Source organism: Duganella sp. CT11-25 (genome assembly GCF_047302815.1).
GTDB lineage: Bacteria > Pseudomonadota > Gammaproteobacteria > Burkholderiales > Burkholderiaceae_D > Rugamonas.
Genome location: NZ_JBKBFD010000001.1, coordinates 5,227,108 through 5,239,621, shown reverse-complemented (window position 1 = coordinate 5,239,621; position 12,514 = coordinate 5,227,108). Strand labels below are relative to the sequence as shown.

General features: G+C 67.9%; 9 protein-coding genes. 2 read left to right on the top strand and 7 right to left on the bottom strand.

Annotation, left to right across the window (positions count from 1 at the left end; all coding sequences use genetic code 11):
* Nucleotides 1–90: 90 nt before the first annotated feature.
* Nucleotides 91–3,516 (top strand): MHYT domain-containing protein, encoded by a 3,426-nt coding sequence (locus ACEN9F_RS22550; protein ID WP_413423525.1) that lies wholly within the window; start codon nucleotides 91–93, stop codon nucleotides 3,514–3,516.
* Complete coding sequence (locus ACEN9F_RS22545; RefSeq protein WP_413423523.1) at nucleotides 3,513–4,511, top strand: two-component system response regulator; 999 nt, start codon at nucleotides 3,513–3,515, stop codon at nucleotides 4,509–4,511. Before ACEN9F_RS22550 ends, ACEN9F_RS22545 begins: the two co-directional genes overlap by 4 nt.
* 6 nt (nucleotides 4,512–4,517) lie before the next feature.
* Here the strand turns inward: ACEN9F_RS22545 and ACEN9F_RS22540 are convergent, their stop codons facing one another.
* From ACEN9F_RS22540 to gmd, 7 genes are all read right to left on the bottom strand, one after another.
* Nucleotides 4,518–5,738 carry an aminotransferase class I/II-fold pyridoxal phosphate-dependent enzyme gene (locus ACEN9F_RS22540; protein WP_413423521.1) on the bottom strand — a complete coding sequence of 407 codons (1,221 nt, stop codon included), beginning with the start codon at nucleotides 5,736–5,738 and terminating at the stop codon, nucleotides 4,518–4,520.
* A gap of 103 nt (nucleotides 5,739–5,841) precedes the next feature.
* On the bottom strand, nucleotides 5,842–7,206 hold the full coding sequence (locus tag ACEN9F_RS22535; protein WP_413427145.1) for an ATP-binding protein: 1,365 nt from the start codon (nucleotides 7,204–7,206) through the stop codon (nucleotides 5,842–5,844).
* Between the two features lies 1 nt (nucleotide 7,207).
* A complete protein-coding gene (locus ACEN9F_RS22530) occupies nucleotides 7,208–7,927 on the bottom strand; it encodes a winged helix-turn-helix domain-containing protein (RefSeq protein ID WP_413427143.1) in 720 nt (239 codons plus the stop codon).
* Between the two features lie 171 nt (nucleotides 7,928–8,098).
* Nucleotides 8,099–9,253 (bottom strand): glycosyltransferase family 4 protein, encoded by a 1,155-nt coding sequence (locus ACEN9F_RS22525; protein WP_413423519.1) that lies wholly within the window; start codon nucleotides 9,251–9,253, stop codon nucleotides 8,099–8,101.
* A gap of 9 nt (nucleotides 9,254–9,262) precedes the next feature.
* Entirely contained in the window at nucleotides 9,263–10,429 is a 1,167-nt protein-coding gene (locus ACEN9F_RS22520; RefSeq protein ID WP_413423517.1) for a glycosyltransferase family 4 protein, read from the bottom strand.
* Nucleotides 10,426–11,346: a GDP-mannose 4,6-dehydratase gene (locus ACEN9F_RS22515; RefSeq protein ID WP_413423515.1), complete on the bottom strand. Its 921-nt coding sequence runs from the start codon at nucleotides 11,344–11,346 to the stop codon at nucleotides 10,426–10,428. The genes ACEN9F_RS22520 and ACEN9F_RS22515 overlap by 4 nt, the downstream gene beginning before the upstream one ends.
* 13 nt (nucleotides 11,347–11,359) lie before the next feature.
* Complete coding sequence (gene gmd / locus ACEN9F_RS22510) at nucleotides 11,360–12,403, bottom strand: GDP-mannose 4,6-dehydratase (RefSeq protein WP_413423513.1); 1,044 nt, start codon at nucleotides 12,401–12,403, stop codon at nucleotides 11,360–11,362.
* Between the last annotated feature and the right edge of the window lie 111 nt (nucleotides 12,404–12,514).

The window sequence follows — 12,514 nt, the reverse complement described above, 5'->3', positions numbered from 1 at the left end:
GCAGACGCCGGGCGCGATCTTGATCGCGTTCAGGCCGGCGGCTTTTTTTGTGATAAGGTTTCTGCACCGCTACACCAGCAGAATCCCAATATGATGGAACTTTTCTCACCGCCGGACAATCTGGCCCTGATTCACTACGGCAGCTACACGCCGTCGCTGGTACTGCTCTCCATCCTGGTTGCCATATTCTCATCATGGATGGGATTGCAAGTGGTCGGCCAGGCGCAGGCGGCCACCACGCGCGGACTGCGCGCCATCATGCTGGGCAGCGGCAGCCTGTCGCTGGGCTGCGGCGTGTGGGCCATGCACTTCATCGGCATGTTGGCGTTCAACCTGTGCACCGACATCGACTACGACCGCGACATCACGCTGCTGTCGGTGCTGCCCAGCCTGGGCGCCTCCTATGTCGCGCTCGCCATCATCAGCCGCAAGCGCCTGAGCAGCGTCTCGCTGCTGACCGGCGGCGTGCTGGTCGGCGCCGGCATCGGCGCCATGCACTACACCGGCATGGCCGCCATGCGCATGGCGCTGGACCTGCGCTACGACGCGCCGATGTTCGGCCTCTCCATCATCGTCGCGGTGGTGCTGGCCACGCTGGCGATCTGGATCCGCTTCGGCCTGCGCTCGCTGCGCATCCACCTGCCCCAGCGCGTGCGGGGTCTGATCAGCGCCAGCGTCATGGGCTGCGCCATCGCCGGCATGCACTACACCGGCATGGCGGCGGCGCGCTTCGTCGGCGAACTGCCACCCAACGCCGCGCCGGGCCAGAGCAGCACCTTCCTGGCGCTGGCCATCACCCTGATCACGGTCGCCTTCACCATCCTCGTGATGTCGGCCAACGGCCTGCTGCGCTACCGCGAACTGTTCCGCCAGCAGGGCGAGAGCGAGAGCTGGATGCGCGCCCTGCTCACCACCACCGTCGACGGCGTCGTCACGGTCGACCGCGACGGCGTGATCCACGAATTCAACGCCTCGGCCGAGCGCATCTTCGGCTGGACCCGCGGCGAGATCGTCGGCCGCAATATCCGCCTGCTGATGGACGACACCGCGCGTTCCGAACGCGACGGCCTGCTCAACTACCTGCGCACCGAGAACGACGCCATCCCCGGCAAGGGCAGCGAAGTGATCGCCGTGCGCAAGGACGGCAGCACGGTGCCGATCCGGCGCGCGCTGGGCCACGCCAAGCTGGCCGAGCGCGACCTGTTCGTGCTGTTCGTCACCGACATCAGCGAACGGCGCGCCATCATGCAGGCGCTGCGCGACAGCGAGCAGCAATTCCGCTCGCTGATCGGCAACATCCCCGGCATCTCCTTCCGCAGCAGCATGGCCTTCGATGCGCCGCCGGTGTTCGTCAGCGACGGCATCGAGCGCCTGGCCGGCTACCCGGCCAGCGATTTCGTCGGCGCGCGGCGCACCCGCACGCTGGGCGGCTTGATCTGCGAGGAAGACCGCGCCGGCGTCGCGGCCGAAATCGCCCGCAGCGTGGCCGAGCTGTCGGCCTACCAGGTCGAGTACCGCTTGCAGCATGCCGACGGCAGCGTGCGCGCGATGTGGGAGCACGGCGCCGTCACGCAGGACGAAAGCGATCCGGATATCCGCTGGATCGACGGCGTGATCCTCGACATCAGCGAACGCCGCCAGATGGAACAGGAACTGCGCCAGGCCAAGGAGAAGGCGGAGCAGGCGGCGGCGGCGCGCGCCAGCTTCGTCGCCAACATGAGCCACGAAATCCGCACGCCGATGAACGCCATCCTCGGCTTCACCGACGTGCTGCTCGATACCGACCTCGATGCCAGCCAGCGCCGCCACCTCGACACGGTGCGCAAGGAAGGCCGTTCGCTGCTGCGCCTGCTCAACGAGATCCTCGACACCGCCAAGCTGGACAAGGGCGCGGTGGAACTGGAGCCGGACGACTACAGCCTGCTCGGACTGATCGACGAACTGGCCTCCACCTTCGGCAGCAACGCCCGCAGCAAGGGGCTGAGCATCGACATCGTCTACGACCCGGCGCTGCCGGCCTGGCTGCATGGCGACGAGCTGCGCATGCGCCAGATCCTCGGCAACCTGCTGGACAACGCGATCAAGTTCACCGCCGCCGGCAAGGTCGGCCTGCACGCCGGCGTGCGGCAGGGGCAGTTGCACATCGCCGTGCAGGACACCGGCATCGGCATCGCGCCGGAGCGGCTGGACGCGATCTTCGATCCGTTCACCCAGGCCGACGCCTCGATGACGCGGCGCTTCGGCGGCACCGGCCTGGGCACCACCATCAGCCGCCAGTTGGTGGCCCTCATGGGCGGCAAGATCTGGGCCGAGAGCGCGCCCGGCGCAGGCACCACCTTCCATGTGACGCTGCCGCTGGAACCGGCCCGCAACGCCCCGTCGCACAGCGGCGAGCGCAGCGACTATCCGCTGCCGCCGCTGCACATCCTGGCGGCCGACGACGTGCCGCAGAACCTGGAGCTGCTGTCGCTGCTGCTGGCCAAGCGCGGCCACACGCTCGATACCGCGGCGGACGGCGCGCAAGCGGTGCGCATGTCGGCCGGGCAGCGCTACGACGTGGTCCTGATGGACGTGCAGATGCCGCAGATGGACGGCCTGGAAGCGACCCGCGCGATCCGCGCGCGCGAGCAGGCGACGCAGGCGCGGGCCCTGCCCATCGTGGCGATGACCGCCAGCGTGCTGGCGGCGCACCGCGAGGCCAGCGCGGCGGCGGGCATGCAGGGCTTCGCGACCAAGCCGGTGGACTGGCATTCGCTGTCGCACGAGATCGCGCGCGTGCTGTATCTGCCGGTGCTCGAATCGACCTCGCCGGCGGCCGATGCGCCGCCGCGCCAGCGCGTGCTGAACCAGAAGGCCGGCCTGCAGCGATGGTCCGGGCAGGAGGCCGTGTATCAGCAGGCGCTGCACCGCTTCGCCGCCGACTACAGCGGCGCCGCCACCACGCTGGGCAAGCTGCTGGCGTCCAGCAGCGACGCGCGGCTGGACGATGCGCAGGCGTGGTGCCACAAGATACGCGGCGTGGCCGCCAACCTGGGACTGGAGCAGATCACCGTCACGCTGGGACAGATTGAAAAACTATGCGGCTCGCCGCAGCGCGACGGCGCCACGCTGAACGCCGAGCTGACGCAGGCCCAGCGCACGCTGACCGCGCAGCTGGACGCGGCGCTCAGCGCGATTCACGCCGCCGCAGCGCCGGCCGGCCTGGCAGCGGCCGGCGGCGCGGGCGCCGATCCGCGCGCTGGCGGTCCGGCCGGCGACGGCGCGGCGGGCAGCGGCGGCGCGGCCTACGATCCGGCAGCCGCGCGCCAGAAAGCGTCGGCTCTGCTACCATCGCTGCAACGCGGCGCGCTGGACGACGCCAGGCTGGCGGCGCTGGCGTCCAGCCTGGCCGGCGCCCCGGCCGCGCAAACGCAGCAACTGGCCGGACTGCAGAACGCCCTGAACGATTTCGACTTCCCGCTGGCGCAAGGCGCGCTGCAGGAGTTGCTGGCCAGCCTGGCCACGGAGAACCCATGACAACCGCACACCAACCCAACCAGCCGCTGATCCTGGCGGTTGACGACGAAGCCAGCAACCTGCAACTGCTGCGCCATATCCTGCAGGACCAGTACCGCCTGCTGTTCGCCAAGGACGGCCCGCGCGCGCTGGAGCTGGCGCGCCAGGAACAGCCGCAGCTGATCCTGCTCGACGTCATGATGCCCGGCATGACGGGCTACGAAACCTGCGCCAAACTGAAGGCCGACCCGGCCACCGCCGCGATACCCGTGATCTTCGTCACCGCCTTGAGCGAATCGTCCGACGAAGTGGTCGGCTTCGAGGCCGGCGCGGTCGACTACATCACCAAGCCGGTCAGCCCGCCCATCGTGCGGGCGCGCGTGCGCACCCACCTGTCGCTGGTGAACATCGACGAACTGAAACGCACGCGCCTGGAAATCGTCCAGCGCCTCGGCCTCGCCGCCGAATACAAGGACAACGAAACCGGCCTGCACGTGATCCGCATGAGCCACTACTCGCGCATCCTCGGCCTGGCGCTCGGCATGACCGAGAGCGAGGCCGACGACCTGCTGCACGCGGCGCCGATGCACGATGTCGGCAAGATCGGCATCCCGGACAGCATCTTGCGCAAGCCCGGGCCGCTCGACGCGGATGAATGGAAGGTGATGCAGTCGCACGCCACGATCGGCGGCGACATCATCGGCCGGCACGCCAGCGGCATGCTGGCGATGGCGCACGCGCTGGCCGTCACGCACCACGAAAAATGGGACGGCAGCGGCTATCCGAACGGCCTGGCCGGCGAGGAGATTCCGCTGGTCGGCCGCATCGTGGCGATCGCCGACGTGTTCGACGCGCTGACCTCGGCCCGCCCCTACAAGCAGGCGTGGCCGCTGGAGAAGGCGGTCGAGTACCTGGAACAGCAGCGCGGCAAGCATTTCGAGCCGCGCCTGGTCGACCTGTTCCTGAAACAGATGCCCGCGCTGCTTGAAGTCAAGGAGCGCTGGGCAGAGCGTTAGTGGCCGCTACGCCGCCAGCCGGTCGCCGCGTCCGGCCAGCCGCGCCATGACGCTGACCACGTGGTCGATCTGCGCCCTGGTGTGGCCGGCGTTCATCATGAAGCGCAGGCGCGCCTGCCCCACCGGCGCCGCCGGGAACTGGATCGCATCGACGTGGATGCCTTCGCGGCGCAGCGTGATCGCATAGCGCTGGCAGGTCTCGGCATCGCCGATCAGCACCGGCAGGATGGGCGTGGTGGTCGAGATGATGGTGTAGCCCAGCGGTTGCATGCGCTCGATGAAGTAGCGCTGGTTGTCCCACAGGCGCTGGCGGCGCTGCGGTTCCTCTTCCAATAAATCCAAGGCCGCCAGCAGCGCCGCCGCCTGGTCCGGCGGCGGCGGGCAGGTGAAGCCGTAGGCGGAGCTGGTCAGCCGTATCACGTCCGCCACCTCCTTCTCGACGGCGACGAAGCCGCCGATGGAGCCGAGCGCCTTGCTCAGGGTCCCCATCTGCATGATGTTCGGGCTGTAGCAGTCGAAGTGCTCGGAGGTGCCGCCGCCGTTGGCGCCGAGGATGCCGGTGGCGTGGGCGTCGTCGATGTAGAGCAGCGCGTCGAAGCGCTCGGCCAGCGCCGCCAGTTCCGGCAGCGGCGCGATCGTGCCTTCCATGCTGAACACGCCGTCGCTGACGATGATCGGGGTGACGCCGTCGTCGGCGCCGGCCCGCAGCAGCGACTCCAGGTGGTCCATGTCGCAATGCCGGTAGTTGTAGCGCAGCGCGCCGGACATCTGTATGCCCTCGCGGATCGAGATGTGATTGAACTCGTCCGAGTAGTAGGCGTACTTGCGGCGCTTCTTCGCGCGGAAGCCGTGCAGGCGCGCCAGCGTGGCCGCCTTGACGATCGACGACAGCACGCCGATGTTGGCCATGTAGCCGGTGACGAACAGCACCGCGTCGCTCTTGTGCTTGAGGGCGCCGAGGCGGCGTTCCAGCTCGCGGTAAACTTCCAGGTCGCCGCCCAGCAGGCGCGACTCGCAGTTGCCGACGCCGTAGCGGTCCAGTCCCTGCTTGGCCGCCGCCACCAGGCGTGGATGGTTGGCCAGCGCCAGGTAGTTGTTGGTGCTGAAGGAAACCACCGTCTCGCCCCGCGTCACGAAGGAGGGATCGGGCAGCGTGCTGTGCACCGCCGAGTCATGGTGGATGGGATGGTGCTGCAGCCAGTGGGCGATGTCGCTTAAATCGTGCATGATGTGGAGAGCCGGAAGGTATCGGTCCATCATAGGACCGCGTGGCTTTCCACAAGCTTGCGGTCACATTACGGATCGGATAGCCGGAGCTTTCCAGCGCTCGTCAGGCCGGCGCCAGCGGCAGCACGATGCGCGCGATCAGCCCCGGCGCCGCATCCTCCAGCACCAGCGCGCCGCCGTGCGAGGTGGCGGTGGCGCTGACGATGGCCAGCCCCAGGCCGTTGCCCGGCAAGTGGCGGCTCTTGTCCAGGCGGTAGAAGCGCTGCGTCACCTTGTCGCGCTCCCCGTCCGGGATGCCGGGGCCGTTGTCGTGCACGGAGATCGAGGCCTGGCCGCGATGCAGGCCGGCGCGCACGCGGATCGCCGCCCCCGCGCCGGCATATTTGATGGCGTTGTCCAGCAGGCTGGCGACGGCGCTGGCCAGCAGGTTGCGGTCGCCGTCGACCAACAGCGCGTCCGGCGCGTCGACCGCCAGCGCGATGCCGCTGTCCTCGGCGATGGCCTCGTACATCTCGCCGATGTCGGCCACCACGCGGCCCAGGTCCAGCCGCTCGAACAGGCGCGCGCGCACGCCCGATTCCGCCTCGGCGATCTGCAGCAGGCGCTCGAACAGGCGTATCAGGTCGTCGATATCGTCGATGGCGTCGTGCGCGGCGCCGGACAGGCGCGGCACCGTCATCTCGTGGCGCAGCGCGTCGTCCAGCCGGCCGCGGATGCGGCTCAGCGGCGTGCGCAGGTCGTGGGCGATGGCGTTGGACACATGGCGTATGCCTTCCATCAGCAGTTCGATCCGGTCCAGCATGCGGTTGATGTCGCGGTTGAGCAGCGCGAATTCGTCGTTGCCGGTGACCGGGATGCGCGGACTCAGGTCGCCCGCCTCGATCTGCGCCGCCGTGCGGCGGATCTCGCCCAGGCGCCCCTCTATGCTGCGCCGGAACAGCATGGCGCCGCCTATCGTCAGCATCAGCGAGACGCAGGCGCCGGCCAGCAGCGCGCGCCAGATGACGTCGCGCACCGCCTCCTCTTCGCTCAGGTCGCGGCCGACGATCAGTACGCCGCCCGTCGCCAGCGGCCGCAGATACAGGCGCGCCGGCGCGTTGCGGCCGTTGCGCATCACCGTCGATGTCGCCAGCTCGTCGTCGCCGTCGTCGATCGGCGGCCAGGAACCGAGGTTGCCGGCCAGCGGCTTGCCGTATTCGTCGAGCAGCTGGAAGATTTCGCGGTCGCTGTCGACGCCGTCGCCCAGCAGGCGCCCGATCTCCGCCTGCAGCGCGGCGCGGCGGCCGTCGCCCACCTGCTCCAGCAGCCGGTCCGACTGCGCCACGATCTTGCCGTCGATATTCTGGTCGAGCACGCCGATGGTGCCGGTGTAGAACACCGCCGACACCGCCGCGATCGAGGCCATGCCCAGCAGGCCGTAGCCCAGCACCAGCTTGGCGGCGATCGAGGTGCGCAGCAGCGACGGCACCTTAAGCAAGCGGCAGCTCCGACTCGTCGGGCGGCGTCGCGCCCATGCGGTAGCCGACGCCGCGCAGCGTGTGGATCAGCATCACCGGGAAGTCCTTGTCGACCTTGGCGCGCAGGCGGCTGATCTGGACGTCGATCACATTGGTCTGCGGGTCGAAGTGGTAGTCCCACACCGATTCGAGCAGCATGGTGCGGGTCACCACCTGGTTCTCGTTGCGCATCAGGTATTCCAGCAGGCGGTATTCGCGCGGCTGCAGCGTGATGACCTTGCTGCCGCGCGTGACGCGCAGCGTGCGCAGGTCCAGCTTCAGGTCGGCCACCTGCAGCTGCGTGCTGTCGGCGCCGGGCGCGCTGCGGCGCAGCAGCGCCTCCACCCGCGCCTGCAGTTCGGAAAAGGCGAACGGCTTGGACAGATAATCGTCGGCGCCGCCGCGCAGGCCCGTCACGCGGGCGTCGATGGTGGTCAGCGCGCTGACGATGATGACCGGGGTCTGCTTGCCCAGCGCGCGCAGCTTGTCGACGATGGACAGGCCGTCGATGCGGCCCGGCAGCATGCGGTCGAGGATGATGATGTCCCAGTCCTCGCTGGTGGCGTAATCGAGTCCGTCGGGGCCGGTGGCGGCCGCGGTGACCAGGTAGCCCGCTTCGCGCAGGCCCTTGCAGATGTAGTTCGAGGTTTCGGCTTCATCTTCGATGACCAGGCAGCGCACGCGATTCTCCATCATGAGTGTGATGGCCGTATTCTACCTTGAAGGTGAACTCCCGCCCTGACGGCGTCGTTGCGTCACACAGCGGGTGGCGCATCTTGGTGGCGCCATCTTGTTTGACCGTCGGCAAAGCGCGGAGTCCGACGACCATGATAGCGATAACTTGCTAGAAAGATTTGCGCCAGATCAAACAGTCCGCTCACGCGCGCCGGCGCGCTTGCCGGCGTGCCGGGCGGCGAGCTCAAGATAGAGGGCGTGATAGTTGCGCGCCATTTTCTCGGCGGTGAACAGTTCCCAGTAGCGCGCCTCGGCGCGGCGGCCCATCTCGGCGGCGCGTTCCGGCTGCTCCCACAGGGTGCGCATGGCGGCGCCGAAGGCCTCCGCATCGTCCGGCGGCACCACCAGCCCGGTCTCGTTGTCGATGTTGATGTAGGTGGTGCCGGTGCCGATCTCGCTGGAGATCATCGGCTTGCCGTACATCGCCCCTTCCAGCAGCGAGATGCCGAACGCCTCCGAGCGCAGGTGCGACGGGAAGGCCATGGCGTAGCACAGCTCCAGCAGCGCCGCCTTGTCTTCCTCTTCCACCGCGCCCAGGAACATCACGTGCGTCAGGCCCAGGCGCGCGGCGTGCTCCTTGAGTTCCTGCTCGATCGGGCCGGCGCCGACGATCACCACCGGATAGTCGACATTGGCCATGGCGTCGAGCAGGATGTGCAGGCCCTTGTAGTAGCGCAGCACGCCGACGAACAGGAAGAAGCGCTCGCCGCACAGCGCGCGCCATTTGTCCTTGACCGCCTGCGACGGCCTGGCGTAGATCGATTTATCCAGGCCGTAGGTGATGGTGCGGGTCTTGTGCTCGAAGCGCTTGAGCACCGGCGACGAGGCCAGGTAGTTGGGCGAGGTCGCCACCACCGTGTCGACGCTGTCCAGGAAGCGGCGCTTGAGCGGGCTGTAGACGCGCAGCAGATTCTTCTGGCGCACGATGTCCGAATGGTAGGTCACCACGCTCGGCTTGTCGATGCGCGCCAGGAAGTGCGCCATGTCCATGAACGGCCACGGGAAGTGGTAGTGGATCACATCGGCATGGCGCGCCAGCTGCGCCAGCTTGCGGATCGCCGCGAACGAGAAGCCGGTCGAGGCGATCTCGAAGTCCAGCGGCACGCGGTGCACGGTATGGCCTTCGAATTCGATCTCGCGCGGCCCCGTCTTGTCGGGCGTCAGGGTCAGCACTTCGTTGGTGACGCCGAGGCGGCCCGTGCCGACGCACAGCTGGCGTATCACTTGCTCGATACCGCCCCAGGTGTCGGGATAATAGGTCTTGTAGAAATGGAGGACACGCATGGCTAGGCTTCAGTGAGACAGTACTTCATGATACACGGCGACGGTGCGGCGAGCCGCTTCGTCCCATGTCAGTTCAAGCGCGCGGCGGCGGCCGGCGGCGATGCAGCGCGCGCGCACGGCATCGTCGCGCGCCAGCGTGGTCATGGCGGCGGTGATGTCCGCCACCGACAGCGGATCGAATTCCAGCGCCGCGCCCTGCGCCACTTCCGGCAGCGAGGTGGTGTTGGAACAGGCGACCGGCACGCCGCTGGCGAAGGCCTCCACCAGCGGCAGGCCGAAGCCCTCGTGCAGCGACGGGAACACAAACGCGCCGGCGCCGGCGTACAGCTGGCGCAACTGGCCGTCGTCGGTCAGCTGGTCCAGCCAGATGACGTTTTCGCCGTGCTGGCGCGCGGCCTGGATGCGCTGGACCAGCGCTTCGCTGCGCCAGCCCGGCGCGCCGACGATCACCAGCTGGCGCGCCGAGCGCAGCACCGGCGGCAAGGCCAGGTAGGCGTCCAGCAGGCGCTCGACGTTCTTGCGCGGCTGCAGCGTGCCGACAAACAGGAAGTAACCGGCCTGCAGCTGGTACTGCGCCAGCGTGGCGTCGCGCGCCTCGGCCGACGGCGCGTCGAACCAGTGCGCGGCCACGCCGTGGTGCACCACGCTGATCCGGCGCTGGTCGACGCCGAAGCATTCGACCAGCTCGCGGATCGAGTAGTGCGAGCCGGTGATCACATGCTGCGCCTTGCGCGCGGCCTTGGCCTGCAGCCAGTTCTTCAGGCCGCGCAGCTTGGGGCTGGCCCATTCGGGATGCGAGACCGGCAGCGCGTCGTGCAGCGTCGCCACCACCGGGCAGTCCATGCGCACGATGCGGTAGTCGGTGGCGTGGAAGATGTCCAGCGGCGCCGCGCCCTTGCCCAGGGCCGCGCGGGTGCTCAGGTGCACCGACGACGGCAGGACCAGGTCGCCCAGGGTCGCCAGCGGAAACGACAGCGGCAACGCGCGCCCCAGCGTCAGGCGGCGCGCGTCGCCGGGCGGCGCAAAGGAAAACGGCAGCACCTCGACCCCGGCCTGCGGCAGGTGGTCGAGCAAGGCGCGGCTGTAGACGCCGAGGCCGTCGAGGCGGCCGCCGGTCAGCGCCGGTTCGGCCGTCGTGGTCGACAGGCCGGCGCGCAGGACGCGATCCGCGGTCATGCCGGATGCGGCGCCGAATACATCCAGCGCAGCGTATCGGCCAGCGGCACCACGGCCAGCGGGCCGGTGGCGGCCACCAGGCGGCTGTTGTCGCCGACCAGGCGCACCACTTCGTTGGCGCGCACGAAGGCCGGATTGACATGGACCTTGATCTTGTAGCCGGCGATGCCGGCCATCATGTCCAGCGCCTCGCCCAGCGAGTGGGCGTGGCCGGAACAGATGTTGAAGGCCTGGCCGGCCGTGGCCGGCGCCGCGGCCAGCAGCTTGCGGTAGCTGGACGCGACCATCCGCACATCGGAAAAGTCGCGCCACACGTGCAGGTTGCCCAGCTCGATATCGCTGGCCTTGCGGCGGAAATGCGAGACGATTTTCGGCAGCAGGAAATTCTCGTGCTGGCCGACGCCGGTATAGTTGAACGGGCGCACCACGATCAACGGCAGCTGGTCCCGCCACAGGCGCGCCATGTATTCCATGGACAGCTTGCTGACGGCGTAGTCGTTGGCCGGCGCGGCCGGCACCTCTTCGCCGATCACGCCGACGTCGGTGTTGCCGTAGATATTGGCGCTGGACGCCAGCAGCACGGCCGACGGTTTTTTCTGCAGCCCGGCCAGCGCCTCCAGCAGGTTGCGGGTGCCGGCCACGTTGACGCGGTAGATCTGCTCGACGTCGCCGTGGCCGACGAAGGCGATCGCGGCCAGGTGCGCCACCACGTCCGGCTGCACTTCGCGCACCATCGCGGCCAGGCCGGCGCGGTCGTTCAGGTCGACCGCGAACTGGCCCGCGCGCGGCGTGTGCCCCGGCGTGATGGTGCCGAACACCTCGTAGCCGGCGTCGAGCAGCTCTTGCGCGACATAGCGGCCGGTGAAGCCGGACAAGCCGGTAATCAAGGCGCGTTTGCCCGAACCTTCAGCGGCCATGGGGATTCCTTGCTTAGAAAGAGAAACCGGCTTTGTTCCGGCGCAGGTCGGCCTCGACCATCATCTGGCACAGCTGCTCCAGCGTGGTGGACGGTTTCCAGCCCAGTTCCTTGTGCGCTTTCGCCGGGTCGCCGATCAGCAGTTCCACTTCCGCCGGACGGTAGAACTTCGGATTGACGCGCACCAGCACCTTGCCGGTTTTCTGGCAGGTGCCGATCTCGTTCTCGGCCTCGCCGCTCCAGGCGATGCTGACGTCGACGGCCTTGAACGCCATGCTGACGAAGTCGCGCACGGTCTCGGTGCGGTTGGTGGCCAGCACATAGGTGTCCGGCTGGTCGGCCTGCAGGATGCGCCACATGCCTTCGACGTATTCCTTGGCGTAGCCCCAGTCGCGCTTGGCGTCCATATTGCCCAGTTCCAGCACGTCCAGCTGGCCCAGGTGGATCTTGGCCACCGAGTCGGTGATCTTGCGGGTGACGAATTCACGGCCGCGCAGCGGCGATTCGTGATTGAACAGGATGCCGGAGCAGCCGAAGATGCCGTAGGATTCGCGGTAGTTCACGGTCATCCAGTGGGCGTACAGCTTGGCCACGCCGTACGGGCTGCGCGGGTAGAACGGGGTGTCTTCCTTCTGCGGCACGGCTTGCACCTTGCCGAACATTTCCGAGGTCGACGCCTGGTAGAAGCGGATCTTCGGATTGACGATGCGGATCGCCTCCAGCAGGTTGACCGGGCCGACGCCGGTGATTTCCGCGGTGGTGACCGGCTGTTCGAAGGAGACGCCGACAAAGCTTTGCGCCGCCAGGTTGTAGACCTCGTCCGGCTGCGCGTTCTGCAGCAGGCGGATGCTCGAGCCCAGGTCGGTCAGATCGTATTCGACCAGGTTCAGATTCGGGTGCGACTGGATGCCCAGTTCTTCAATGCGCCAGAAATTAACCGAGCTGGTGCGGCGGTAGGTGCCGGTGACTTCATAGCCCTTTTCCAGCAGCAGTTCCGCGAGGTAGGCGCCATCTTGGCCGGTGATGCCCGTAACCAGGGCTTTTTTTGTTTTCTGCATGGTGAATAACAATCCAAATCATGGGTAGTCTGAGTAGCCCGCTATTGTAACAGAGCGATACTTGAGCACTTCTCACCAAATCTCCCGATTACATCACTTACATCTTGTTAC